General features: G+C 72.7%; 18 protein-coding genes. 13 read left to right on the top strand and 5 right to left on the bottom strand.

The window, feature by feature from the left end; all coding sequences use genetic code 11:
- The first annotated feature begins 218 nt into the window (after nucleotides 1-218).
- A complete protein-coding gene (locus AB0D99_RS05025; RefSeq protein WP_362357024.1) occupies nucleotides 219-1,481 on the top strand; it encodes a sensor histidine kinase in 1,263 nt (420 codons plus the stop codon).
- Entirely contained in the window at nucleotides 1,478-2,155 is a 678-nt protein-coding gene (locus tag AB0D99_RS05020; protein WP_362357022.1) for a response regulator transcription factor, read from the top strand. Before AB0D99_RS05025 ends, AB0D99_RS05020 begins: the two co-directional genes overlap by 4 nt.
- A 156-nt stretch (nucleotides 2,156-2,311) precedes the next feature.
- Here AB0D99_RS05020 and AB0D99_RS05015 read toward each other — a convergent pair whose 3' ends face one another.
- Nucleotides 2,312-4,078 (bottom strand): hypothetical protein, encoded by a 1,767-nt coding sequence (locus AB0D99_RS05015; protein WP_362357020.1) that lies wholly within the window; start codon nucleotides 4,076-4,078, stop codon nucleotides 2,312-2,314.
- Between the two features lie 131 nt (nucleotides 4,079-4,209).
- Nucleotides 4,210-5,541 (bottom strand): helix-turn-helix domain-containing protein, encoded by a 1,332-nt coding sequence (locus tag AB0D99_RS05010; RefSeq protein WP_362357018.1) that lies wholly within the window; start codon nucleotides 5,539-5,541, stop codon nucleotides 4,210-4,212.
- A gap of 286 nt (nucleotides 5,542-5,827) precedes the next feature.
- Here AB0D99_RS05010 and AB0D99_RS05005 point away from each other — a divergent pair, with 286 nt between their 5' ends.
- Nucleotides 5,828-7,177 carry a lipase family protein gene (locus tag AB0D99_RS05005; protein ID WP_362357016.1) on the top strand — a complete coding sequence of 450 codons (1,350 nt, stop codon included), beginning with the start codon at nucleotides 5,828-5,830 and terminating at the stop codon, nucleotides 7,175-7,177.
- A gap of 143 nt (nucleotides 7,178-7,320) precedes the next feature.
- On the opposite strand, the gene AB0D99_RS05000 is transcribed toward AB0D99_RS05005, so the two are convergent.
- Together AB0D99_RS05000 and AB0D99_RS04995 are read right to left on the bottom strand one after the other, a co-directional pair.
- Entirely contained in the window at nucleotides 7,321-8,508 is a 1,188-nt protein-coding gene (locus tag AB0D99_RS05000; protein WP_362357014.1) for a helix-turn-helix domain-containing protein, read from the bottom strand.
- 87 nt (nucleotides 8,509-8,595) lie between these two features.
- Nucleotides 8,596-8,778, bottom strand: coding sequence for a hypothetical protein (locus AB0D99_RS04995; protein WP_362357012.1), 183 nt, complete (start codon nucleotides 8,776-8,778; stop codon nucleotides 8,596-8,598).
- A 241-nt stretch (nucleotides 8,779-9,019) separates the two neighbouring features.
- On the opposite strand from AB0D99_RS04995, the gene AB0D99_RS04990 reads away from it, so the two are divergent.
- The 9 genes from AB0D99_RS04990 (at nucleotide 9,020) to AB0D99_RS04950 (ending at nucleotide 20,548) form a co-directional block, all read left to right on the top strand.
- Nucleotides 9,020-9,976 (top strand): DUF3068 domain-containing protein, encoded by a 957-nt coding sequence (locus AB0D99_RS04990; protein ID WP_362357010.1) that lies wholly within the window; start codon nucleotides 9,020-9,022, stop codon nucleotides 9,974-9,976.
- Nucleotides 9,977-10,411: 435 nt separating this feature from the next.
- The gene (locus AB0D99_RS04985; protein WP_362357008.1) at nucleotides 10,412-11,632 is read left to right on the top strand and encodes a glycosyltransferase family 4 protein; all 1,221 of its coding nucleotides are present in this window, start codon (nucleotides 10,412-10,414) and stop codon (nucleotides 11,630-11,632) included.
- Complete coding sequence (locus tag AB0D99_RS04980) at nucleotides 11,625-12,374, top strand: class I SAM-dependent methyltransferase (RefSeq protein WP_362357006.1); 750 nt, start codon at nucleotides 11,625-11,627, stop codon at nucleotides 12,372-12,374. Before AB0D99_RS04985 ends, AB0D99_RS04980 begins: the two co-directional genes overlap by 8 nt.
- Nucleotides 12,375-12,396: 22 nt before the next feature.
- Complete coding sequence (locus AB0D99_RS04975; protein WP_362357004.1) at nucleotides 12,397-16,683, top strand: alpha-(1->3)-arabinofuranosyltransferase family protein; 4,287 nt, start codon at nucleotides 12,397-12,399, stop codon at nucleotides 16,681-16,683.
- An 80-nt stretch (nucleotides 16,684-16,763) separates the two neighbouring features.
- Nucleotides 16,764-18,278: a condensation protein gene (locus AB0D99_RS04970; RefSeq protein WP_362357002.1), complete on the top strand. Its 1,515-nt coding sequence runs from the start codon at nucleotides 16,764-16,766 to the stop codon at nucleotides 18,276-18,278.
- Nucleotides 18,275-19,069 carry a methyltransferase domain-containing protein gene (locus tag AB0D99_RS04965; RefSeq protein ID WP_362357000.1) on the top strand — a complete coding sequence of 265 codons (795 nt, stop codon included), beginning with the start codon at nucleotides 18,275-18,277 and terminating at the stop codon, nucleotides 19,067-19,069. The genes AB0D99_RS04970 and AB0D99_RS04965 overlap by 4 nt, the downstream gene beginning before the upstream one ends.
- 2 nt (nucleotides 19,070-19,071) lie before the next feature.
- Nucleotides 19,072-19,977, top strand: a complete 906-nt coding sequence (locus AB0D99_RS04960; RefSeq protein WP_362356998.1) for a DMT family transporter — start codon at nucleotides 19,072-19,074, stop codon at nucleotides 19,975-19,977.
- Entirely contained in the window at nucleotides 19,974-20,219 is a 246-nt protein-coding gene (locus tag AB0D99_RS04955; RefSeq protein ID WP_362356996.1) for a Trm112 family protein, read from the top strand. The genes AB0D99_RS04960 and AB0D99_RS04955 overlap by 4 nt, the downstream gene beginning before the upstream one ends.
- 122 nt (nucleotides 20,220-20,341) lie before the next feature.
- On the top strand, nucleotides 20,342-20,548 hold the full coding sequence (locus AB0D99_RS04950; protein ID WP_362356994.1) for a hypothetical protein: 207 nt from the start codon (nucleotides 20,342-20,344) through the stop codon (nucleotides 20,546-20,548).
- A 270-nt stretch (nucleotides 20,549-20,818) separates the two neighbouring features.
- Here AB0D99_RS04950 and AB0D99_RS04945 read toward each other — a convergent pair whose 3' ends face one another.
- On the bottom strand, nucleotides 20,819-21,046 hold the full coding sequence (locus tag AB0D99_RS04945) for a DUF5133 domain-containing protein (RefSeq protein ID WP_362356992.1): 228 nt from the start codon (nucleotides 21,044-21,046) through the stop codon (nucleotides 20,819-20,821).
- Nucleotides 21,047-21,399: 353 nt separating this feature from the next.
- Between AB0D99_RS04945 and AB0D99_RS04940 the strand changes: the two genes are divergently transcribed.
- Nucleotides 21,400-25,425, top strand: coding sequence for a HAMP domain-containing protein (locus tag AB0D99_RS04940; protein ID WP_362356990.1), 4,026 nt, complete (start codon nucleotides 21,400-21,402; stop codon nucleotides 25,423-25,425).
- Nucleotides 25,426-25,662: the final 237 nt, after the last annotated feature.

Below are 25,662 nucleotides of genomic sequence, written 5' to 3'. Positions count from 1 at the left end.
TGGCCCGCACCTCGGAGCCGGGGACGAGAAACCCGCTGGGAGCAGGGGCCCGCACCGTCCGGCGCCTGGGAGCCTGCTCCTGGCTCCGGCTCCCTCCCGGTCCCGAGGCCACGGGGCCGGAGCACCGGCACCATGGGAGACTCGGCGGACGAACCGCAGGGCGTCGGGCCGCTACGGGCGGTACCAGGGAATGCGCGGATGCGTACGGGGAGGCGGAGATGGGACGGCGCGCGGACGAAACGCGCCCCGACCGGGCACCGAGCGGGGCGGGGGCGTACGGCGCCGGGCTTCGGGACGGGACGACCGGGACGCTCTCCGGCGGGGCAGGGACGGAGAGCCGCCGCGGAAGGCCGGGGCTGTGGAGCCGGCACGACGGACTCGTCGCCGTCGGCGCCGCGGCCGTCGACCTCGTGGGCTTCACCGTCACGAGCCAGATGGACCAGGGCGACGTGCCGGCGGCCGGGTGCCTGGTCGTGGTCGCCGCCTCGATGTTCCTGCTGGCGCGCCGTCGAGCGCCCCTGTGCGTCCTCGCATGCGTCCTCGCGGTGAACCTGTCGCTCAACTGGTTCAGTTCCGTGGGTCAGCACTACGGGGCGGCCACCGTCGTCGCCCTCTACACCGCCGTACGTCTCCACAGCGCCGCGGTCGGCGCGGCGGCCGTCGTCGGCTGCGTCGCGGTGCTCCAGTTCGTCCACCCGGGACTGCCCGCGCCCTCCCTGATGGAGTTCGCCGCCAACGTCGCGTCCGCGCTGTTCGTGGCCGGCGCCGCCGTCGTGGTCGGCCGCTGGCAGCGCAACGCCGAGGCCCAGCGGCGGCTGCTCGCCGAGCGGGCCGTCTCCGACGAACGGCGCCGCATCGCCAGGGAACTGCACGACATCGTCGCCCACCACCTGACCACGATGCAGCTGCTCGCCGGAGGCGCCCGGGCCAACCTCGACAGGTCTCCGGAGGCGGCCCGCGAGGCGCTCGTCACCCTGGAGGGCTCCGGCCGCACCGCCCTGCGCGAGATGCGCCACCTCCTCGACGTCCTCCGGGCAGGCGACGACAACGACGAGGGCGAGACGACCGCGCCGCAGCCCGGCATCGGCGACCTGGACCGCATCGTCGGGGACAGCCGCCGCGCGGGCCTTCCCACCACTCTCACCACCGACGGCGACCCGCGGTCGCTGCCACCCGGTGTCGCGCTCACCGTCTTCCGCATCGTCCAGGAGTCCCTCACCAACGCCCGCAGACACGCGGGCGACGGAGCGCACGTCGACGTGCGGCTCACCTTCGGCGACCACGAGGTGCGGGTCGCCGTCACCGACGACGGCCCGCGTCCCGGCCGTCCCGCCGCCCGCGGCTCGGGCCACGGACTCATGGGGATGCGTGAACGCGTCGCCCTTCACGGCGGCACCCTGCGGGTGGGGCCGGAGGGCCGGGGGTTCGCCGTCCGGGCCCGGCTGCCCCTTCCCACCGACCGTCAGGAGGCGTACGCGTGAGCGCGACCGTGAAGGTCCTCATCGCCGACGACCAGCCGCTCGTCCGCCGGGGCCTCGCCCTGATGCTCGCCCCCGAACCCGGTTTCGAGGTCGTGGCCGAGGCCGCGGACGGGGCCGAGGCGGTCCGCCTCGCTCACGAGCACCGGCCCGACGTGGTCGTCATGGACATCCGCATGCCGGTCCTGGACGGCATCGCGGCCACCGAGCGGCTCACCGCCGAACTGCCCGACTGCCGGGTTCTGGCCCTGAGCACCTTCGACATGGACGAACACGTCGTCGGTGCGCTGAGGGCCGGGGCGTGCGGCTTCCTGCCCAAGGACATCTCGCCCGAGGATCTCGTCGCCGCCCTGCGCGTGGTCCGCGACGGCGAGGCGATCCTCGCCCCGAGGCTCCTGACCCGGCTCATCTCCCGACACGTCACGGCCCCGGACCGCCGGGCGGCGCCCCCGGAGCCCTCCGGCGCCGAGGGGCTCACGCCGCGCGAACGGGAGGTCTGGCGGCAGATCGCCCACGGCTCGGACAACGCGGAGATCGCCGACCGGCTCGGTGTGAGCTCCTCCACCGTGAAGAACCACATCACCGCCGTCTTCGCCAAGCTCCGGGTCCGCGACCGGGCCCAGGCGGTCATCGCCGCGTACGAGACGGGCCTGGTGACGGCACGACGGGAGACGTGAGCCACCGGACCGGGGCGCTGTACACGGCTACGGCCGCCTCCGGCGCGGACACATGACGACGCCGTGGGCACCCCGTCGCGGCCGGTGCCGACTGCCCTGGCTCGATGGCCGCCTCCCGGCCGGCGCGGGCCACGGCAGGGTCGATCGCCCCGGGGCCTAGACGACATCCCGGGCGGTGGCCTCGGATCCGGCCGCTTCCACGGACGTCGCTCCGGTGCCCTCGCCCTGCCCGTCCGCCTCGACGGGGGCGCGGCGGCGCCGTTGCAGCTCGGCGCGTTCGACGTCCGGGATCGTCATGGATTCGGCGAGCACGGCGGCGAGCGTGTGCACGTGTGTGTCGTCGATGTCGGCGTGAAAGAGCCACCGGATGTTCTCGTCGCGCGTGATGAGGTCGATCGTCACCCGTGCGCTTCTGTCCTGCGCGGTGGTCGTCCGTACGTATCGCACCTGGTCGACCGGGATGTCCTGAACGACCTCGCCCTGCTCCAGGAACGCGTTCGCCCTCGCCGTGACGATGCGGCGATCCGTGACGGCGACCAGCGCCTTCGCTGCGACCTTGTCCCTCGCCGCCGCCAACTTGTCCTTCGCTCCGTTGAAGATCGTGGAAACGGGACCGAGGGCGTCGAGCTGGTCGGGGAAGCCGAGGACACGGAGGGTCTCACCGTCCTCCAGGAACCATCGCAGGAGGGGAAGGTACGGCTCGGGATCCAGTGACGGGGGCGCGCAGACGACGTCCGGAGCCGCGAGAGGAGGGGCCGGCGGACGGAGCGCGTCGGCGAGGGGCTCGATGGCCTCCAGGAGGCGGGCGGAGGTCTCGCGGGCCGCCTTCACGTCCTTCCGCTTCCCCGGCAGCGGCCAGGCGTCGGGTCCGGGGAGCTCGGCGATGATGCGCAGTTCCCGCGTCAGCGAGCCGACGAGGTTCGCTGTCCCGGCGAGGGTGGAGTCGAACTCCGCGCGGGTGTCGCGTGCGATGACCTCGGCGTACTGCGCCTCGGCGGCGTCCTCGCGTCCGGCGGCTCGCGCCCTCGCGGCACGGAGCGCGTGATATCCGGTCCACGCCTTCAGGGAGGACAGGAGAGCGTGGGCGTCGAAGACGATCGCCTCGGCGTTCGTCTGCAGATACTCACGGTGCCTGCGCGCGTCGGTCCGACCGATCTGCCGGACGTGGTCGCGGACATTGCCCTGGTAGAGCTCGAGCTGCTTCTGCAGCAGTGCTCCACTGCCCGAGACGTCGTCCCACAGGGACGTCGGGACCGATTCGATCTCCCGCGCCTGGTCGACCGCGCGGTCGACGGCGGCGACGAGCCCGGTGAGTTCGGCCCATTGATCCTTGCGGAAGGTGGTGAGGACCTGGCTGGTCACCGCGAGGTTGGTCCTGACGAGGCCCGAGATCTCACTCAGCATCAGCTGCAGGGCGACCATGGCCAGCGCGGGCCCGATCGAGGCCGCGGTCTGCGCCTTGCTCACCGCGTTCACGGGGTAGAAGCGGGCCTGATGCACGATGCGGCCGGGAACCATCACCGCGCCGAGGTGCCCGCCGTCCTTGACGGCGAGCGTCGCGCCGCTCTTCAGCAGGGCCTGGGCCGTGTCGCCGATCCGGTAGAGCCCCTGCACGCCGGCGAACGCGTTTCCGAGATTGCCCGCCAGGGTCGCCGCGTTGCCGATGGAGGCGAGGATCGCCGAGATCTGCTCGCGGTCGGCGGCGGGCACGATCCCGAAGTCGATCAGATCGGGCTTCAGCTCCGGCGGGACCTCACCGGCGACGACGGCCACTCCTGGGAGGACCTCCAGCAGGACCGTCGACGCCGCCGTCGCGTCGATGCCCGAGGGTGACGCGGGACCGTCGGCACCGGGTGGGTCGGCGGTGTCGCTCCGGCCGTTCTCCCCCGGAGTGCTCTCCATCGAGTCCGACGGGTCGTGCATACGATCTCCTCCCCCGAGGGCGCGCGACGATCCGTCGTCGGCGCCACGGCCGAATTCTACGGCTCGGCACCCCTCGGAGCGGCCCGAATGGACCTGCCTTGCTCGCGGACCGACGGGTCGTCCTGATGGCGTCAGAACCCACCGGCGGTGCGCGTTCCGGCGTCGGCGGGTCGTTCGCTCCTGGTGTGGGGGCCGACGCGGGGTTCGTCGTGTCGGGTCGCGTCATGGGCGGCGAGCGCGGCGTGCAGGGTGACCAGGTCGGCGCCCCGGGCCGCGTCCAGGCCGGTGAGATCGGTCGCCTTGCGCAGGCGATAGTCCACCGTGTTCGGGTGCACCTGGAGCAGGGCTGCCGCCCGGCGGCGGTCGAGGCCGCAGGCGAGGAACGTGCGCAGGGTGGCCAGCAGTTCCGGGCGGGTCTTCAGGGGGTCGAGCAGCGCGGCGAGTCCGTCCCTGGCCGGGCTCGGGCGGCTCAGCTGGTATTCGAGCAGGACGTCGTCGAGCAGACACAGTCCGGGGCCGCGGCCGGCAGCCTCCGCCACCTCGCGTATCTCGCCGGCCAGCCGGGCGGACTCCGCGACGCCCTCCGGTGGTGCGGCGGTCGCGGCGGCCAGCACCTCGGCGCCGCACATCCGGCCGAGCTCGACGACGAGCCGGGAGAGCCGGTCCCGTTCCCCCGGGCCGATCACGGCGGCCGGGGACTCGTGCGGGACGAGGACCAGCCCTCCGCGGCCCGACAGCACGGACAGCGCGACTCCTCCCGTCTGGCGCTGCAGTTCGTTGCGAAGCCGCCGCAGTTTGCGCCGGGCGGCGACCGCGTGGTCCACGCCGGGCACCAGCTCGTCCGGGTGCGGTCCCACCGAGATGCTCAGCACCAGGTAGCACGGCGGCAGACGGATGCCGGCGCGGTCGGCCGCGGCCTGGGGGCTGCCGCCCTCCAGGAGTCGGGACAGCAGCGCCTGGAGGGCGACCTGCTCGTCGCCCAGCGCCGTCTGCCGCTCCTGTACGTATCCGGCGGCGACGGCGCAGCTCACGAGCCGGAGGTACGCGAGCAGGTGACGCTGGACCAGCAGCACATCGCCGAAGTCGCCCGGCTCCGCCTCCGGAAACACCTGGGCGGCGCACTCCTCGGCGCCGAGGTGGTAGGCGCCGACCACGGCCTCCAGCGGCACTCCCTCGTCGGCGCGCCGGGCCGACGACTCGCGGATCGCCGCTTGCTCCGCCTGGTCCGGCGGTTCGCCGGTGCGCAGCATGTCGGCGAAGCTCCGGATGCCGCGTGTCACCTGCTTGGCGATGTCGCCGCCGAGCTGTTCCGACGGCAGCCTGCCGTAGACGGGAAGCTGTTCGACGAGCCGGACCATGACCGCACGCTCGAGCGCGGCGGCGGCACCTGTGAGCCGGTCGTGGACCGGAACGCCCCCGAAGCACGGCACCGAGCCGCGGGCCGCGGCGTTGGATGCGATCACAATCCACCTCGCAAAACTCTGTTGTCCGTCCTGGGGACGAGGCGGCGCACCGCCTCCATCATGTTTCGGGGACATCTCCTACCGGTTGGTAACACGCCATGCCGGTGGATGGCCAGACGTTGCCGACCGCGGCCGCGTCACTCGTCGGATCTCCCGCACGACCTGACCGCCCGGAGACCCGGCGCACGGATCGTCCCCCGGGCCGGGAGCCGCCGACTCCCGCCGCCCGTGCCGTTCTTGACTCCCCGGGACGGCCCGCTCCGCCCCCTCACGAAGAGAGAACGCCTTGTCCAGGACAGCAGTTCGCCTGATCTCCCTCGCCGTGGCCACCGCGGCGGCCGTCACCGCCGTACCGTCGGCCGCGACCGCCACCGAGTCCGCGCCGGCCACGACCACGACGACTTCGCCCACCGCGAGCGACCCCTTCTACACGTACGACGGCAGCGAGCCCCTGTCGTCGTACGCCCCGGGCACCGTGCTGAAGACGCGGACGCTGCCCTACCACCTCGTCGGCATTCCCACACCGCTGAAGGCGATCCAGCTGCTCTACCGCAGCACCGACGCCCAGGGCCGCCCGGCCGCCAACGTGACCACGGTGGTGCGCAGCCTCACGGGAGACGGCAGCAAGGCGGTGTCGTACCAGTCGTTCTACGACTCGCTGAACCCGGAGGACGGGCCGTCCCGCGCCATCGCCGGCAACCTCACCCTCGGCGGAGTCATCCCCAACGCCGAGGCCGTCTTCATGGCGCCGCTGCTCGCGAAGGGATACACCCTCGTCATCCCGGACACCCAGGGGCAGCGGGCCGCCTTCGCCGCCGGCCCCGAGTACGGGACCAACACCCTGGACTCGATCCGTGCCGCGACCCGCTCCGCGGCGACGGGGCTGAGCGGCGACACCAGGTTCGGTCTCATGGGCTACTCGGGCGGCGCCATCGCCACGAACTGGGCGGCCGCGATGGCGCCCGCCTACGCGCCGGACGTGAACCGGAAGTTGGTCGGTTTCGCCGAGGGCGGCCTGCTCGTGGCCCCGGCGCACAATCTGAGGTACGTGGACGGTTCCCTCGTGTGGTCGGGCGTCATCCCCATGGCGATCATCGGCGTCGCCCGCTCCTTCGACATCGACGTCAAGCCCTATCTGAGCAGCTACGGCCTGAAGGTGTACGCGGAGTTGGAGAAGGGTTCCATCGTCGACGCCCTCGGCCGCTACCCGGGTCTGACCTGGAAGAAGATGGCGAAGCCGGAGTACGGGAACATCAACTCCGTTCCCGAGGTGGTCACGGCGGTCAACCGGATCAACCTCGGTTCCGCCGCCACCCCGACCGTCCCCGGGTTCATCGCCCAGGGCGACGCGGGCGTCGTGGAGGGGACCTTCGGCAACCCTCCCGGGATCGGCACGGGGGACGGCGTCATGGTCGCCGGCGACGTGCGCGCGCTCGCCCGCCAGTACTGCGCCACCGGCAACACCGCCATCACGTACCGGCAGTACGAGCTGCTCAGCCACGTAGGTGTGCCCGTCGTCTGGGCGCCCCTCGCCATGGACTGGCTCGATGCCCGCTTCGCGGGCCGGACGGCCCCGTCCGACTGCGGCCGCATCCCGGCCGGCAACTCGCTGGCACCGGAGGAGCCGACGCCCTGACCCGGTGGTCCTGCCGCGGATCGTCGCGGCAGGACCCCGCGCGGCCGACACCGGCGCGGCGCTCCGGCGGCCGAGCCGGACGCCGATCGCTCAGCCGGGCGCGTACGTATGGACGGCCTGCGGGCCGCGGGGGCGTCGCCCGGTCAGCCGGGCGGTGGGGCGAGATCGCCGCGCAGCCGTCGGGCCCGGAGAACCAGCTCCAGTTCGAAACGGCGGTCCGGGTCGTCCAGGTCCGCGCCCCACAGCTCACGGAGCTGCCTCAGCCGGTAGCGCACGGTCTGCGGATGGACTCCGAGCCGGGCGGCCACCTCCGGGGCGCCGCCCCGTGTCTCCAGCCAGGCCAGCAGGGTCTCGGCGAGACGGTGGGTGTGGGCCGGTCCGCCCGACTCGTCGAGCTGCGCGAGCCGTCGCCGTGCCAGATCGTCGATCAACTCGCCGGCGGGCAGCAGCACCAGGGCTTCGACGTGCTCGGCACAGTGCAGGAGCCGGCCTCGCGGCAGCAGATCCCGCTCGATCATCCCGACGGCGGCCTCGGCCCAGCGCAGCGACGTGACGGCCTGCGCCAGCGGAACCGACGGGCCGATCGCTCCGGACCAGCCCGCCACCGCCTGGTGCAGCAACTCCGCCCGGCCGGGGGCGTCCGGTTCGGGGACGACCAGGCGCGGCTGCTCGCCCTCCATGTCGAGGAGCACCTCGTCGCTCACGGCAGGGGCGACGGCCTCCAGGGCGGGGCGGAGCAGCACGGCGACCGCCACCTTCTCGGGCAGGTGCCAGCCGACGTCGGCCGCGCGGTCGGCGAGGAGCGCGGACGGATCCGTGCGGTGCTCGGTGAGCAGGAGGTCGACGAGGAGCCGCTGCCGGCGCAGCCGCTCTCCGGCCTGGCGGGCGACGGCCTCGGCATACCCGCGTACCGACTGGGCCACGAGGACGTCGAGGTACTCGAACGCGGACTCGGCGAGCTCGTACATGGCCGCGGACGGGATGTCGACCTGCTGGCCGATCTCCGCCATGCGGCGCCAGGAAAGGCGCACGCCCAGCCGGTAGATCCCCTGCAGGGAGTCCAGACTGCGCCCTTGCGCGACCTCGCTGCGGCCGAAGTCCTGGAACATCTCGGGGAGGGCGGGGGGCCGGTCCGAGCCCGTGGTCATCTGTTCGACGAAGAGCTCCAGGGCATGCCGGATCGCCACCAGGGCCTTCGGCTCTCCGGACTCGTCCGGGATGAACACCAGACCCGGATGGTTCCGTCGGATCTCGGCCAGGATGTCCTCTGCCAGCTCGGGGACCTGCGCCAGGGCGAGGTCGGCGAACTGCTGAATCCGTTCTCGTGGCACGTCGTGCCACGCTGACGACGCTTCCACCACATCGCTCCTGGATGTCCGGTCCACATGCGCTCGGTCACCGGCCCGCCTCTTCACAACCTAGCCCGCGCCGGAGCCCGGCGTGCTGGTCGTGCCCGGGGAGGGCGGTTCGGGGAACGTGACGAGCGGCACATTCTGCTGCTCGGGGGTGGCGTCGAGCGCGGCGACGATTCCGAAGGCGGCGCCCGCGGCCAGAACGGCGGAGGCGGCGCAGGTCAGGAAGGCGGCGAGCAGTCTGGGCATGAGGATGATCGGCCTCTCAGTCGATGAGGTCTGTCACCCAGCGCGCCGGCCCGGTCCGGCGCGGTCAGTATGCGAGGCGCGTTGACAGAAGGTCAAGGGCCGCCTACTTTCGCCGTTCACCCCCACTGTTACTCCTGGGTAAGCCGCTCTTCCCCTCGGACAGGCCGCAATCCGTGCGTGTGGTCCCTTCCCACGCAGCCCATGAGCCCCTCGCATATCGCACCCGTATCGGAGTACCCGTATGCGTCGTTCAACATCACCTTTGTCCCTGATTCTGCTGGGTTCCGGAGTCTTTCTGCTGGTGCTCACCCAGCTCCTCGTCTGGTACGTGGAGCCGCGCGCGAAACGCACTCCGACCGACGTGGACTCCACGACGGTCTTCCGCGGGCAGGGCAGCTACTTCGACATCGGGTCCGTCGCCACCATGGACGACCAGACGATCACGATCACCCGCAAGGTGCTGGGGAACGTGGCCGAGAGCGAGCGCAGCGGAAACGCGATCTGGGACGTGTCGACCCAGATCGACACGCCGAAGACGCTGCCGCTGGCCGACCCGCGGAAGTCCCTGCAATGGACCACCGAACGCTGGGTGACCGACCGTCGGACCAACCTCCCGGTGCACTGCTGCGAGGAGAAGCCCGGGTTCGAGGGCGAGGCCTATCTGAAGTTCCCGTTCGACGTCGAGAAGCGCACCTACACGTGGTGGGACAGCACCCTGGGTGCCGCCGTGCCGCTGGAGTTCGACGAGGTCACCACGGTCGACGGGCACGAGGGCTACCGCTTCGTCGGCGCCGTCGACGCCACCGCGACCGGCACCCGGATGGTGCCCGCCAAGCTCGTGGGCAGCACGAAGCCGGGCCAGGTGCTGGCCGAGGAGTGGTACGCCAACGCGGGGATCGAGCTGACCGTGGACCCGCGAACGGGGCGGATCATGAACGCGGTGATCGCGCCGACGAAGACGCTGCGGGCCCCGGGTTCACGGAAGGACTCCGTCACCCTGCTGGCCAGCGAGCGGCTGGAGTTCACCGACGCGACCCGGACCGAGCAGGTGAGGCTGGCGTCCGAGGACGGCGGCCGGTTGAGGCTGCTCGGCGAGACCGCGCCGCTCTGGGGCGGGGTCCTGGGCGGCCTGCTCGCCGTCGTCGGCGCGGTGGCGCTGATACGCGGTCGTCGGCTGCCGGAACACTCAGGAGAGTGACAAACCGGCACGGGACCCACGTCCCGAACTTGTCACCGGGCTGAGTAGCCGGAACGAGTCGCTGAACGAAGACTGACGTTACCCCCGAGTAAGAGCAATGTTGCCGGTGCGAGCGTGCTCCCGCCCTCAGGAGCCCGCGCCACCGGCCAGGCGCACGGACGGCCGCACTCCCACCGTCCGCGCCGCGGTACCCGCAACGCCCGCAGCATCAGCAGCGCCGCCGTACCCGCACACCGAGCCAGCCCAGCGCTTCATCCCCGGAAGCCCGGCACCCACCCGGAAACCCTCACCCGGCACCGCTCACCCCCACCCCGGAAACCCTCACCCGGCACCCCTCACCCCGGAAACCCTCACCCGGCACCCCTCACCCCGGAAACCCTCACCCGGCACCCCCCACCCGCCTGCCTCCCGCAGCCGCCGAGTTGGAGCACCCCTATGCCCCAGCGCGCGTCCGCCCTGGCCCTCGGCCAGAAGGACTCCCTCTCCGTCCCCGTCCGCACCGGCAGCCATGTCCCCGACCAGCTCGCCGCCGAACCGCACGTCGCGGCCACCGGGACACCGCCACCGCGCCGCATCACCTTTCTCGCCCGCCGTGACCTGGCCAACCGGGCCGCCGGCGGATCGGAACTCCTCATCGACCGGATAGCCGACGGCCTCACGTCCGGCGGCCATGAGGTCACGCTCGTGTGCGGCGGCCCGGCCGCCGCACGCGACTACCGCGTGGTCTCCGCGGGAGGTGACGCCGGTCACTACCTGAGAGCCAGGACGACCTTCGCCCGCGAGGTCGGCGACTGCGACCTGCTGGTCGAGGTCTGCAACGGCATGCCCTACCTGGCGCCGCTGTGGCATCGCGGACCGACATTGTGCCTGGTCAACCACGTACACACGGATCTTTGGCAGATGCGGTACCCGGGCCCGGCGGCACGACTGGGGCGCCGGCTGGAGCACTGGGCCCTGGCCGGCACCCACCGCGCCAACCTGATGGTGGCCGTCTCCGAGTCGACCGCCGCCGAGCTGCGCGAGATCGGCGTGGCCGCGGACCGCATCCGGATCGTCAACAACGGCGTCGAAGAGCCCGGGCCCCTGCTGCCGGAGGCGAGGGAACCACTGTTCCTGGCCGTCGGCCGACTGGTGGAGTACAAGCGCATCGACCTCCTCCTCCGCCTGTGGGAGCGGGTCCGCCCCGTCACCGGCGGCCGACTCGTCATCGTCGGCGACGGCCCCGAGCGGGAACGGCTCGAAGCCATGGCCGGCCCCGACGTGACGTTCACCGGCCGGGTGTCGGACGCCGAGAAGCACCGCCTGATGTGCGAGGCGTGGCTGCTCCTGCACCCCTCCCTCGTCGAGGGCTGGGGGCTGGTCGTCACCGAGGCGGCCACCCGGGCCACCCCCGCGATCGGCTTCGACATACCCGGCCTGTGCGACTCCGTCGTGGACGGGGAGACCGGGGTGCTCGCCCGGGGGGAGAGTTCGTTCGCCGCCGCGTGGTGCGCGCTGTCCCTGAGCACCGAACGGCGCGCGGCCCTCGGACGTGCCGCCGCGCATCGCGCCCAGAGCTTCCGCTGGAGTGCGACGGTCCGTCAGTTCCAGGCGGTCGCCGCCGAGGCCGTGGCCCGCGCCGCCACCCCGGGACGTGGCGGGAGCGGCCATGGCTGAGACCACCGAACGAGGATTCAAGGATCCGTCGCTGAAGAGATCGGCCGCCCTCTTCCGGGCTTTCCTGCGGGAACCCAGCGATCCCGAGCGGTGCTACACCCTCCTGGCCCGTGACTCGGTCGCGCAGGTGGCACGTCATGTCGACCTGGCCGGCAAGATCGTCGTGGACATCGGCGGCGGCAGCGGCCACTTCACCGAGGAGTTCCGCCGCCGCGGCGCGCAGAGCTATCTCTTCGAGCCCGACCCGCGGGAGTTGCGCGCCCGCGGCCCCGTCACCGAGAACGCGGTGCTCGCCGACGGATACCTGCTGCCGCTGGCCGACGGAGCGGCGGACGTGTGCTTCTCGTCCAACGTGCTGGAGCACGTGTCCGATCCGCAGACGTTCATCAGCGAGATGGCGCGGGTCACCCGCCCCGGCGGACTGATCTACCTGTCGTTCACCAACTGGCTCTCCCCCTGGGGAGGTCACGAGACGGCGCCCTGGCACTACCTCGGCGCCGACCGGGCCCGCGCGCGCTACGCACGGCGCACCGGCCGCGAGGCCAAGCACACGCTCGGCGAGAACCTCTTCCCCGTCCACATCGGTCCCACCCTGCGGCACGTCCGCGGCCGCGACGACGTGCAGGTCGTCACGGCGCGCTCCCGTTACTGGCCGTTCCTCGCGAGCACGATCACCCGGGTGCCGGGACTCCGCGAGATCGCCACCTGGAATCTGCTCCTGATTCTCAGGCGAAGCCCATGAGTCTGCGAAGCGAGGAACGGTCATGACCACTACGGTCCAGGCGCCCACCCGGGCGCCGCAGCCCGGCCCGCCGCCGTCGGAGGCGGACGGCCAACCGCGCGGACGACGCCTGCTGTTCGGCTTCTGGGCCGTCGTGCTGGTGTCGTTCCTCGCGGTGTCACCGGGGAAGACGACCTTCGAGACCAAACTCGGCGTCGCCCTCGACCCCTGGCGCTTCATCGGCGACCTCGGTTCGCTGTGGAACGGCAACGTGGGTCTGGGCGGCATAGCCAACCAGTACGTCGGCTACGCCTTCCCGGCACTCCCTTACTACGCGTTGACGGACCTGCTGCGGGTCCCGGTGTGGCTGGCCGAACGGCTCTGGCTGTCGATCATCGTGACCGCCGCGTTCTGGGGCGCGCTCAGGCTCGCCGAGCGGCTGCGTGTCGGGACGCCCGCGTCCCGGATCCTGGGGGCGGTGGCGTACGCGCTGTGGCCCACCTTCACGATCGTCATCGGATCGACGTCCGCCGCCGCGCTGCCCGGCGCCGTGCTGCCCTGGGTGCTGCTGCCGCTGACCTCCGCCACGCTGAGCCACCGGACCGCCGCCGCGCGTTCGGCCCTGCTGATCCCCTTCATGGGCGGTGTGAACGCCGCCTCGACGCTGGCCGCGCTGCTGCCCGCGGGGCTGTACCTGCTCAGCCGCCCGCCCGGCCGGCGCCGTCGGGCGCTGCTCGGCTGGTGGATACCGGGCGTCGTGCTGGCCACCGTCTGGTGGGTGGTGCCGCTGCTGCTGCTCGGCCTCCACGGCGAGAACTTCATGCCGTACGTCGAGCAGGCCGACACCACCACCGCCACCATGTCCGCGACCGAGCTGCTGCGCGGCTCCGGCAACTGGGTGGCCTATCTGAACTTCGGTGAGGCATGGCTGCCGGCCGGCTGGACCGTCGCGACCTCCGTCGTGACCATCCTCGGTTCGGCGTTCGTCGCGGCGCTGGGTCTCGCGGGCCTGGCCCGGCGGGACCTGCCGGAGCGCCGCTGGCTGCTGCTGACCGTCCTGGCCGTCGTCCTGATCACGCTCGCCGGTTACGGAGGAGCGTTCGGCGGTCCGTTCCACGGTGTCGTCCAGGACTGGCTGAACGGGCCGTTGAAGCCGTTCCGCAACATCTACAAGTTCCAGCCGGGACTGGCCCTCGCGCTCACCCTCGGACTGGCCCACCTGACAGCCGTGCTGTCCGGGAGCAGAGGTTCCCACGCGCTCCGCGGCCGGCGCTGGGTGCCCGCGGCCGTCGCCGTCGTGGTACTGCCCGGCCTGGCGCTCCCGTACGTCAACGGCTCGATCCTGCAGCCCGGGGCGTTCACCGGACTCCCCACCCACTGGGAGCGGGCCGCCGACTGGCTCGAGGACAACGCCGCCGACAGCCGGGCCCTGGTCGTCCCGGCGACGGCGCACGGCATCTACACCTGGGGTTCCCCCATCGACCAGCCGTTCGACGTGCTGGCCGAAACCCCGTGGGCTCAGCGTGACTTCGTCCCCTTCGGCACTCCCGGAGCGCGCCGGATGACGGACGCCGTCGAGCAGGCGCTGCTGTCCGGCGCCGAGGTTCCGGGCCTCCAGGCGTACCTGGCGCGGGCCGGCATGCACGAGGTGGTCGTCCGCAACGACCTCGACCCCGATCAGATCGGCTACGTCCCGCCCCAGACGGTGAAGCGGACCCTGGAGTCGTCCGGCTACCGCAAGGTGGCCGGGTTCGGCCCGCTGGTGACCGGCGGGCGCATCGCCGCCGGCACCCCGCTCCAGGTGCAGGGTCTCTACCCGAGGCTCCAGGCCGTGGAGATCTACGAGCCGCGGGACCGCGAGGCGAGGCCCGGCAGGGTCGGAGTGTCGGCCGTGGCCGACACGGCCGTGGTCAGTGGCGGCCCCGAGGCGCTGCTCCAGCTGTCCGCCGACCCCGCCATGGCCGAGCGGCCCGCCGTACTGGCAGGCGACGGGCTCCCGCAGGGCGTGACCGCGCCGGTGAAGGCGGTCGCGGACGGCCTTCGCCGGGCCGACACCCGGTTCGGCCTGGTCAACAACAACACCTCGTACACCTACACGGTGGACGAGCGCAATCACTCCGGCAGCCTGCAGAACCCGGGGGAGGAGCCCAAGCAGATCCTGCCGCGGGAGGGCACCGATCACCAGACGACGGCGGTGCTGCGCGGCGCCGAGTCGGTGACGGCGTCCAGCAGCGGCAACTGGCTCTTCCACCTGCCGCAGTACGACCCGGTGCACGCCTTCGACGGCAATCCGGACACCGCGTGGGCCGAGGGCAGTCCGGGCACGCCGGCCGGCCAGTGGCTCAAGGTGGACTTCTCCCGGCCGACCGAGATCCCGGCCTCCCTCCAGCTGACGCCCCTGCCCGGCGACTCCATGCGCGCGGCACCCACGCAGGTGCGGATCGAGACCGACCGCGGTGCGGCCGAGAGCCCGCTGCAGACGAACGGCCTGCCGCAGACCGTCAAGGCTCCGCCCGGCGAGGCGTCCTGGATGAGGGTCACCGTCGTCGCCGCGCAACAGGCACGACCGGGACTGTCCGGCGCCGGCTTCTCGGAGGTCTCGATCCCGGACGTCCAGGTGACGCGCCTGCTGGTGCTGCCCGCCGACGCGGAGAGCACCGACGCGGCGACGAGCGTGTACTCCCTGCACCGGGGCACCGACGCGGGCGGTCTGTCTCCCGCGTCGGCGGAGGTGGGACTCCACCGGCGGTTCAGCACGCGGGAAGCGGGGGAGTTCACGGTGTCGGCGCGAGCCGTCGCGGTACCCGGCGGCCCGTTGGACGAACTCCTGGACCGTTCGGCTCCCGGATCGAAGAACAGGCTGACGGCGTCCGTGGACTCCACCAGCCGCCAAGGAGCGTCGCTCGGCGCCCGCAATCTGGTCGACGGCGATCTGACGACCGCCTGGATAGCGGGCGACCGGCCCGTCATCCACCTGAGCTGGTCCGGCAAGAGGAAGATCGACGAGATCGTCCTCGCGTCGGCGGGCGGGGTGTCCACCCGGCCCGAGCAGGTGATGATCGGCTCCCCGGGCGGCGCCGCCGTCGCCGACGTGGACGAGAACGGGCGGGCCACCTTCCCGGAGATCGAGACGGACCGGCTCGACATCACCATCAGCAGGGCCGCCCCGCTCACCGTCCACAACCCGGTGGCGAACGCGCAGTTGCAGCTGCCGGTCGGGCTGAGCGAGGTGCACGTTCCCGCGCTCGCCGATCTGCGCGTGCCGGTGCCGAAGGCGTCCGCGCGCTTCTCGCTGCCGTGCGGCAAGGGCCCGGACCTCGCTGTCGGCGGAGTCCTGCACAAGACGAAGGCCACCGGACTCGTCCGGGACCTCACCGAGCGGCGCCCCGTCACCGTCGCCCTCTGCGCAGGGGAGGAGAAGGACGGCACCCTCGACCTTCCGTCCGGCGACCACGAGGTGGAGGCGGGCGACGCGGGCCCGCTGGCGATCACCGACGTCACGCTGACCCGGGGCACCCCGCAGGAATTGTCCGGAGCGGAGGGTCGTGAGGCCACCGTCACCCGATGGAGCGACGACCGCAGGACCGTGTCGGTGTCGGCCGGCTCCGGCGGGGCCGCGTACCTGCGGACCTTCGAGAACGCCAACGACGGCTGGAAGGCCACGCTCGACGGCACCGAACTGGAGCCGGTGCGCCTCGACGGCTGGCAGCAGGCATGGGTGATACCGGCCGGGGCCTCCGGCACGGTGACCATGGAGTTCGAGCCCTCCGGGTCGTACAGGACGGCCCTGATCGGCGGTGCGATCGCGCTTCTCGCCCTCGTCGCCCTGGCCTTCGTGGGCCGTCGGCGCGGCCCCCGAGGAGCCGACCCGAGGCTGCCCGAACCGGCGGCCCCCGGGATGCTGCTCGGCACGCTGGCGCTGACCGCGGTCGTCGCGGTGGTGGCGGGGCCGCTCGCCCTGGTCGTGCCCGTACTCGCCGTGGCGGCGCGGATCCGGCCGGCCGTCCTGGCGCCGGTCGCGGCGGCGGCGATGGCCGGAGCGGGCCTCGTCGCGGCCGTGGGCGCAGGGGAGCCGGTCGCCTCGGGGACGGGCGCCTTCAGCGGCCTCGCGCAGGTGCTCGCACTGGTGGCCCTGGCCGCCGCGCTGGTGACCGCGGTCGGGCCGCGGTCCGCGGCCGCCGACCGCGGCCGTGACGACGGGCCCGCGGGCGACGACGACTCCGGCGCTGCGCAGGCCGGACCCGTCGTCACGGCCAGGCCGAGGAGCGGCGGCGACGGGTACCGGCCGGAGCCGCCCCCGCGGCGGCCCGAAGGCGGTGTCCCCTCGTGACCGCCTCGTGGACCGCGGCCGGGAGGGGGACCGCGCCCCCTTCCGGCGGGGTCCGGATCCCCTTTCCGACCGTCGACGAGGTGTCGCGGCACTGCCTCAGCGCCGACGAACCGGAGAGCGTGCACATCGAGGTCCATCTGCCCGGACGCCTGGACCCGGCGCGGCTGAGGTCCGCCTTCCGGCGGGCCCTGCTGGCGCACCCCAGGGCGCTGATGCGGGAAGTGCCCGGCCGCCGCTACCGCCGGTCCCTGGAGTGGGAGCTGACCGATCGACCGGACGGCGACCCGGTGCACCGGGCGGGGCGGGGCCCCGACGCGTTGGCCGGGGCCCGGGCCCGCGCCCTGAGCGCATGCCCTCCGCTCACCCTGTCGCCGCCGATGCGACTGGAGGTGGTCGAGATGGACGGAGGAAGCGCCGTCCCGGAGCCGTCGGCGTCGGGCGTGACGTCCGGGACCGGGACCGTGCTGGTGCTGACGGTGCATCACACGGCCCTCGACGCGCCCTCGGGACTGCGGGTGCTCGCCACCACCGCCGAGCAGTACGGCGGCGCGGCCGGCCTCCCGGTCGCCGAGCGCATCCGGCCAGGCCACTCGGGTACGGCTCCGAGCGGGACCGGCCGAGCCGTACGGGCACGCCCCGTACGCGTCGCGCCGGACTCCCGCCCCGGGCCGGTACGCGCCCGCGCCGTGGGCAACGGCATGCTGCAGGCGGACCTGCCCGTTCCGCGGGGCGCGGCGCGGGACGGTGCGATCCGGCCCTGGACCGTCAACGACCAACTGCTGGTCGCAGCGTCGCTGATGGTGGGCCGCTGGAACGTCTCGCGAGGCCGGCCCGCCGGTCCGGTACGGATCACGATGCCCGTGGACGACCGGCCGCGCGGCTCGGAGATGCCGATGGGCAACGGGACCCGCCTCGTCGAGGTGGCCATGACCGCCGAGGACCCGCGCGACACCGACGCGCTCCTCGGCGAACGGCCGGAGCCGGCAGCCGTGGCCCGGTTGCTGCGCACCACCGCTCGGCGCACCCGCGCCCTGAAGACGGCCCACGGCGCCCCCCTGGGTGCCGGGGCGAGCCTGCTGACCGCACCCCTGCTGCCGGTCGGCATCCGGGGCGCGCTCACCCGTGGCGCACGGCGGGCGGCGGCGTCCTGGACCTCGACGGCGCTGGTCACCAACATCGGGCGCGTGCCGTACGAGTTGGACTTCGGCGACGCGGGCCGGGCGACAGCCGTGTGGTTCTCCGCACCGGCGCGGATGCCGCGCGGGCTGAGCGTGGCGGCGGCCTCCACCGGTGGGCGACTGCACGTGACGCTGCGCTGGTCGCGGGCGCTGCTCGACGACGCGGCCGGCGCGGAGCTGGCGGGCCTGTTCGAGGAGTCGCTGTCGGCGACGTCCCTCGACCCGGCCGGGGGCGACGCCCCGGGGCGGGAAGCCCGAACCCCGGAGGCGGGTGCCACCGCCGAGGACATCCGGGCGGCCGCGGCCCCGGACCACGCCGGGAGCCCGGGTGTGCCGCGACCCCGCGCCGCACCCCCTCCGGACCCGAGACCCCGTGGAGCCCGCTCCACCGACGACAGTGGGAAGAGGCCGTCATGACCCTTGCTGCCGGTGACTCCGTGAGCACGGCCAGGTCGCCCGAGGCGGCGGTGACGTCGTCGAGCAGGCCGGTACCGGGGCTGCGCGACTTCTACGAGAACCCCACCGTTCCCGTCGCCTCCGGGGAAGCCCGCACCCTGCGCCAGGCCCGGATGCTGGCCGACGCGCTCGGGCCCGTGGGGCCGGGCCTGCCGGCCGCGACCGTGCTCGACGTGGGCTGCGGCGACGGCTCGGCCGGCGCGACCGCGGCCCGGGTCCTGGGCGGGCACCACGTCGTGGGGATCGACTGGTCCCAGGACGCGCTGCGCCGGGCGGCCACGCGGCTGAGCCAGGTCGTCCGCGGCGAACTGACCGACGGCGGGCTGCCGTTCGCCTCCGGAAGCGCCGACGCCGTGCTGTTCAGCGAGGTCGTCGAGCACCTCGTCGACCCCGACAGCGCCCTCGACGAACTCCGCAGAGTGCTGCGACCCGGCGGGCATCTGATGCTCTCGACGCCCAACCTCGGCGCCTGGTACAACCGCGCCCTGCTGCTCGCCGGAGTGCAGCCGGTGTTCTCCGAGGTGAGTCTGCGCCACATCCACGGCAGGCCGGGCAAGGAGGTGGTGGGCCATCTGAGGCTGTACACGGCGCGCGCGCTGCGCGAGTTCGTGGCGGCGTCCGGGTTCGAGGTCGTGGCGGTCGCCGGGGCGCCGTTCCACGGAGTGCCGCGCCCGCTCCGTCCGTTGGACCGACTGGCCTGCGGGCTGCCGTCCCTCGCCTCCATCCTCCTCGTGCATGCGAGAAAGCTGTAGCCGTGGTGTGGGGTGTGATCGCCGCGCTGGTGGCGAACGTGCTGTACAGCACCGGCTTCGTCCTGGAGAAGCGGGCGCTCGCCGGCATGCCGCCGCTGAGCGCGGCACGGCCGGGCCGGGCCCTCGTCCTGCTGGCCCGCAGACCCCTGTGGATCTGCGGGGCCATGGCGCTGGCGCTGGGTTTCGCCGCGCAGTTGGCCGTCTACCGCACACTGCCGATCGCCGCCGCCCAGGGCCTGTTCCTGTCCGGTCTCGTCCTCCTGCTGGTGCTCTCGTCGGTGGTGCTCGGTGAGCGCCCCTCCGGCCGTGAGCGGCGTGCGGTGGCCGTCATCGGTCTGGCGCTGGTGATGGTGGTGGCCTCGTTGTACGGGACCCGCGAGGAGGTCAGCCGCAGCGCGCCCGCCGGCATCCTGCTGGCCCTGTGCGTGCCGACCCTCGTGGCCGGTCTCGCGCTCTACACCGCCGCCGAGCGGCGGGCCCGCCGGCGCCATCGGCAGCCGACCACGGGCGTGGCCTACGCGGTCGCGGTCGGGCTCATCTACGGCGTCAGCTCCCTCGCCATCAAGGGCGTCTCCGGGCACCTGGACACCTCGGACCTCCCCGGCTCCGTGCCCGCCCTGGTCGCCTCCCCCTATCCGTACCTGCTCCTGCTGACAGGGGTCAGCGGACTGGTGCTGTCGCAGACCGCGCTGCAACGCTGCCGGGCGTCACTGATCGTGCCGGTGTGCTCGACGGTGACCTGTGTGTTCACGATCGTGAGCGGCACGATCGCGTTCGCCGAACCGCTGCCCGACGACGCGTTGCGGCTGTTACTGCGCCTCGGCGGCACCGTGCTCGCGCTCACGGTCCTCCTCACCCTGCCGCGCCACGACGCGGATGCCCCCACCCACGAAGGAGCCCGGTCATGAACCCCGACAGCCCGCTGCTGAAGATCCTCGCCTGCCCCCTCGACAAGGGCCCGCTGATCCTCGACGAGATCGGCGGCGCCCTCTACAACCCGCGTCTGCGCCGCAGCTATCCGATCGTCGACGGTATTCCGCAGCTGCTTCCCTCCTCCGGGGTGCCGACCACCGAGGAGGAGACCTCGGTCGAAACCGAGCCCGAGGTGCCCGCCGGACCGTCCACCCCCACCGGGCGGGACCTCGCCTGAGGGCAGGGAGCGGTGGAGTGCGAGCCCGCCGCCGTGCCCGCGCGCGAGCCGACCGGGAGCGTCCGTGGGAAGCACGTGGCTCCGAGGGGTTTGGCCGGGGCGACCCCGGCGAGACGAGCCCCATGAGTGTTTCCGAGACGACCGACCCGAACCCGTACCGCCGGAGCGAGACGCAGGACGCCGAGCGCGCCGTGCGCGCGCACCACGCGGCGACCAGTGGCGCCGCCATGGCCGCGACGGCCGCACTCACCAGCGCGTACGCGATCGGCTGGCGCGCCGGGCGGCGCACCCGGGGCCCGATGGCCCGGCTGCTCGGACGCCGCACCTGACGGAGAGACGCGGCACGTGATGGAGAGACACCCGCACCTGACGGAGAGACGCGGCACGTGATGGAGAAACACCGCACCTGACGGAGATACGCCGCACCCGACGGAGACACGCCTCCCGACGGCGAGGACGTCGCCCTGTCCCAGGGACAGTTACCCCCCCGTTCACCCGTTCTCCCGGCGGCTCCTCCGCCGGTGACCCGACCCGCACCACCCGCGAAACGAACGAGCCCGGCACGCTCCGCCAGGGGCGTGCCGGGCTCGATCGCGTGATCAGGCCGTCAGGACCGAGTCGTCCTCCGTGCGGGCGCCCGGCAGCTGATGGCGGGCCGCGATCAGTGCGGCGTCCACGTCGCGCGTACCGGTGCAGACACAGAGCGTGTAGGCGAGGTCGTCCATGCGCCTGCGTCCTTCGATGCCGCCGTGCTCCGCGCCAAGCGCCTTGAGGGTCTCGTACTGCTCGATGAGCTTGCTCAGTACGGCGGGATGGGCCATCAACACGTGGTAGTCCCCTCGTCGTCAGGGCGTCGACCGCCCGGCTTGGCGCGGCGTGTACCCCGGCCTCCGCGGTGTATGCCGACCGGGAGCGAAGGGGGCCGACGGTCCGGCGTCCGGCCGCCGTGACGGGATTCACTCGTCCTTCGTCGGCCGGGCGGGGCCCCGGCCGACGACGCGTTCCAGCCGCTTGACGTGGTCTCACCCTCCTCTTGTCGATCACAAGGGAGTACTGTCGTCATAATTGCCGTACGGCAACGGTCCATGTGTCGGAGCCGGGCGGGAGAGCCGACGGCGACGACGCGCGACCGTACCCGTGTGGACCGCGAGCGGATGCCTGATGGCGAACGAGGATGGGCATGTCTGAGACGACGATCAAGGGCTCCGCGACCGACGGGCGGCCGATGCCGGCCGCGGTGGGAGAACCCGAGCTCCGGCAGCTCCTGGCCGGCCTCACCGCCGTACGGGACGGCGATTTCGGGACCCGTCTGCCCGACGGGGCCGGCGGGCTCCTCGGCGAGATCTCCGGTGTGTTCAACGGGATGGTCGACCAGCTCTCCCTCTTCACCTCCGAGGTGACGCGGGTGGCCCGCGAGGTCGGCACGGAGGGGACGCTGGGCGGACAGGCCGTGGTGCCCGGGGTCTCCGGCACCTGGGCCGATCTGACCGACTCGGTGAACGCGATGGCCGGCAACCTCACCACCCAGGTCCGGGACATCGCCCAGGTGGCCACCGCCGTCGCCAAGGGAGACCTCTCCCAGAAGATCGACGTGGACGCCCGCGGCGAGATCCTGGAGCTGAAGAACACCATCAACACGATGGTCGACCAGCTCTCCTCCTTCGCCGACGAGGTCACGCGCATGGCGCGCGACGTCGGCACGGAGGGCATCCTCGGCGGCCAGGCCGACGTGAAGGGCGTCTCCGGCACCTGGCGTGATCTCACGGACTCCGTCAACTCCATGGCCGGGAACCTCACCGCGCAGGTCAGGGCCATCGCGCACGTCGCCACCGCCGTGGCCAACGGCGACCTGTCGAAGAAGGTCGACGTGGACGCGCGCGGCGAGATCCTGGAGCTGAAGACGACCATCAACACGATGGTCGACCAGCTGTCGGCCTTCGCCGACGAGGTGACCCGCGTGGCCCGCGAGGTCGGCACCGAGGGCAACCTCGGCGGTCAGGCCACCGTCCGGGGAGCGTCGGGCACCTGGAAGAACCTGACGGACAACGTCAACGTGATGGCGTCCAACCTCACCGGACAGGTGCGTTCGATCGCCCAGGTCGCCACCGCCGTGGCCCGCGGCGACCTCTCACGCCGGATCACCGTGGAGGCCAAGGGCGAGGTCGCCGCCCTCGCCTCCACCATCAACACGATGGTGGACACCCTGTCGGCCTTCGCCGACGAGGTGACCCGCGTCGCCCGTGAGGTCGGCACCGAGGGGCGGCTCGGCGGCCAGGCCCGGGTGCCGAACGTGGCCGGGACCTGGAAGGACCTCACCGACAACGTCAACTCCATGGCGAACAACCTGACCGGACAGGTCCGGAACATCGCCCAGGTCACCACCGCCGTCGCCAACGGCGACCTCTCCAAGAAGATCGACGTCGACGCCCGCGGCGAGATCCTGGAGCTGAAGACGACCATCAACACGATGGTCGACCAGCTGTCCTCGTTCGCCGCCGAGGTGACGCGGGTCGCCCGCGAGGTCGGCAGTGAGGGCCGGCTCGGGGGACAGGCGGAGGTGGAGGGCGTCTCCGGCACCTGGAAGCGCCTCACGGAGAACGTCAACGAGCTCGCCGGGAACCTCACCCGCCAGGTCCGCGCCATCGCCGAGGTGGCGAGCGCGGTCGCCGAGGGCGATCTGACCCGTTCGATCACGGTCGAGGCGTCCGGCGAGGTCGCGGAGCTCAAGGACAACATCAACGCCATGGTCGGCTCGCTGCGCGAGACCACGCGGGCCAACCAGCAGCAGGACTGGCTCAAGTCCAGCCTCGCCCGGATCTCCGCGCTGATGCAGGGCCATCGCGACCTGGCCGTCGTCGCCGAACTCGTCATGGACGAACTCACCCCGCTCGTCTCCGCCCAGTACGGCGCGTTCTACCTGGCGGAGGAGGGACCGGACGGGGTCGAGCTGGGGCTCGTCGGCTCCTACGGCCGGCCGGCCGACGGTCAGCGGGACCGCTTCCGCCTGGGCGAGTCGCTGGTCGGGCAGGCCGCCCGCAGCCGGCGCACCATCGCCGCCGAGGACGTGCCCGCCGACTACGTCGCCATCTCCTCGGGCCTCGGCCGGACGGCCCGGGGCAGCCTGATGGTGCTGCCGATCGTCGTCGAGGACCAGGTGCTCGGCGTCATCGAGCTGATGTCCTTCAGCAGCTTCACCGCCGTGCACCGGGACTTCCTGGAGCAGCTCATGGAGACGGTGGGCGTCAACGTCAGCACCATCGTCGCCAACTCCCGCACGGACGAACTGCTCGACGAGTCCCAGCGGCTGGCCGGCGAACTGCGCTCGCGCACCGAGGAACTCCAGGTGCAGCAGGAGGAACTCCAGCGCTCCAACGCCGAACTGGAGGAGAAGGCGGCCCTGCTCGCGACGCAGAACCGCGACATCGAGGCCAAGAACCTCCAGATCGAACAGGCCCGGCAGGAGCTCGAGGACCGCGCCCAGCAGCTGGCCCTGGCATCGACGTACAAGTCCGAGTTCCTGGCCAACATGAGCCACGAACTGCGCACCCCGCTCAACAGCCTCCTGATCCTGGCCCAGTTGCTCGCGCAGAACCCGACCCGCAACCTCACGGCCAAGCAGGTCGAGTACGCCGGCATCATCCACTCGGCCGGATCGGACCTGCTGCAGCTCATCAACGACATCCTCGACCTGTCCAAGGTGGAGGCCGGAAAGATGGACCTCAACCCCGAGCGGGTGGCGCTGCGCCGGCTGCTCGACTACGTCGAGGCCACCTTCCGCCCCCTCACCTCGCAGAAGAGCCTCACCTTCACGGTCTCGACCGCCGCCGGGGTCCCCGTCGACCTGATCACCGACGACTCACGACTCCGCCAGGTGCTGCGGAACCTCCTGTCCAACGCCGTCAAGTTCACCGAGCACGGCAGCGTCGAACTCCGCATCGAGCCGGCCTCGGACGGCGAACTCCCGGCGACGGTCCACCGGGGCGGCCCGGTCGTCGCCTTCCGTGTCACGGACACCGGCATCGGCATCGCCTCGGAGAACCTGGAGGCCATCTTCGGCGCCTTCCAGCAGGCCGACGGAACGACCAACCGGAAGTACGGCGGTACGGGCCTCGGACTGTCCATCAGCCGCGAGATCGCCTATCTGCTCGGCGGCGCCCTCACCGTCACCAGCGTGCCCGGCGAGGGCAGCACCTTCACCTTCTACCTGCCCGTCACCCGGCCCGACTTCGCGGAGCAGCCCGCGCTGCCCGCCACGACGACGGAGGCCGCCGTGGTCCCGCCGGCCATGGCCCAGGACCACGACGGCACCCCGGTCCCCTTCGGCCGGACCGGCGCGCCGGCCGCCCGGCCGACGCGGCGCCTCCTCGTCATCGAGGAGCGCCCGCGCGGGCTCCTCGCCCTCGTCGCCGAGAACTCCGTCACGGAACTCGCCGCCGACCGCGGCCACGCCGACCGGGAGGACATCGAGCTGATCGCGGTCGTCGGCCCGCAGGAAGCGGCCACCGCGCTGGCCACCCAGGCGTTCCACTGCGTCGTGCTCGACGTCGACATGGCGGACGGCGACGCCCTGCGCTTCCTCGACGCCATGGACGGCGACGAGGCCCTGCGCACCGTCCCCGTCCTCGCGCACAACAACCGTCGCCTCGCCGCCGACCACGAACGCGCCCTCCAGGAGCTGGCCCGCCGACGGCCGCTGGAGCTTCTCTCCAGCCTCGACGAACTGCGCGAGCGGATCGCCCTGCACCTCTCCGCGGAACAGCCCGGCGACGTCGTGCCGCTGGTCCGCGGCGAACACCGGGCACCGGCGCCGCAGACCATCGACACCACGCTGCACGGACGCACCGTTCTCGTGGTCGACGACGACGCCCGCAACCTCTACGCCCTCAGCGGCATCCTGGAACTGCACGGCATCACGGTGCTGCACGCCGAGAACGGCCGTAAGGGGATCGACGCGCTCCTCGCGCAGCCGGCCGTCGACCTCGTCCTCATGGACGTGATGATGCCGGAGATGGACGGCTACACGGCGACCGAACGGATCAGGGAGCTGCCGCAGTACGCGGAACTCCCCGTCATCGCGGTCACCGCCAAGGCCATGCCCGGTGACCGGGAGAAGAGCCTCGCCTCGGGCGCGAGCGACTACGTGACCAAGCCCGTCGACGCCGACGAACTCATCGCCTGTGTCGGCCGCTGGCTGAACGACGGGTAGTCCCATCACCGTCCCCACCGGCCCGCGCCGCACCCCGCCGCGGGCCCCGCGCCCTCCCGGCACCCCCAGTCCCTGTCCGACCGGCGGCCCCACGGCCGCGCCACCCGAGGAGCCGTCGACGTGAGTGGCCCCCACCTCCGGGGCACAGACCCCTCCTCCGCCGCCCTGGGGCAGGACGCCGCGGCGTCGGACGTCCCCCCGGCGGGCGTTCCTCGCCCCGCGTCCGAAGACCGTGAC

The sequence above is a fragment of the Streptomyces sp. NPDC047971 genome (assembly GCF_040653355.1).
GTDB lineage: Bacteria > Actinomycetota > Actinomycetes > Streptomycetales > Streptomycetaceae > Streptomyces.
This window is presented reverse-complemented; position numbering and strand designations above follow the sequence as displayed.

Excerpts from the sequence above, each read along its gene's own strand:
- AB0D99_RS05025 (WP_362357024.1), top strand. The coding sequence starts at position 219 with ATGGGACGGCGCGCGGACGAAACGCGCCCCGACCGGGCACCGAGCGGG.
- AB0D99_RS05015 (WP_362357020.1), bottom strand. The coding sequence starts at position 4,078 with ATGCACGACCCGTCGGACTCGATGGAGAGCACTCCGGGGGAGAACGGC.
- AB0D99_RS04995 (WP_362357012.1), bottom strand. The coding sequence starts at position 8,778 with ATGCCCAGACTGCTCGCCGCCTTCCTGACCTGCGCCGCCTCCGCCGTT.
- AB0D99_RS04990 (WP_362357010.1), top strand. The coding sequence starts at position 9,020 with ATGCGTCGTTCAACATCACCTTTGTCCCTGATTCTGCTGGGTTCCGGA.
- AB0D99_RS04985 (WP_362357008.1), top strand. The coding sequence starts at position 10,412 with ATGCCCCAGCGCGCGTCCGCCCTGGCCCTCGGCCAGAAGGACTCCCTC.
- AB0D99_RS04980 (WP_362357006.1), top strand. The coding sequence starts at position 11,625 with ATGGCTGAGACCACCGAACGAGGATTCAAGGATCCGTCGCTGAAGAGA.
- AB0D99_RS04975 (WP_362357004.1), top strand. The coding sequence starts at position 12,397 with ATGACCACTACGGTCCAGGCGCCCACCCGGGCGCCGCAGCCCGGCCCG.
- AB0D99_RS04965 (WP_362357000.1), top strand. The coding sequence starts at position 18,275 with ATGACCCTTGCTGCCGGTGACTCCGTGAGCACGGCCAGGTCGCCCGAG.
- AB0D99_RS04955 (WP_362356996.1), top strand. The coding sequence starts at position 19,974 with ATGAACCCCGACAGCCCGCTGCTGAAGATCCTCGCCTGCCCCCTCGAC.
- AB0D99_RS04950 (WP_362356994.1), top strand. The coding sequence starts at position 20,342 with ATGAGTGTTTCCGAGACGACCGACCCGAACCCGTACCGCCGGAGCGAG.
- AB0D99_RS04940 (WP_362356990.1), top strand. The coding sequence starts at position 21,400 with ATGTCTGAGACGACGATCAAGGGCTCCGCGACCGACGGGCGGCCGATG.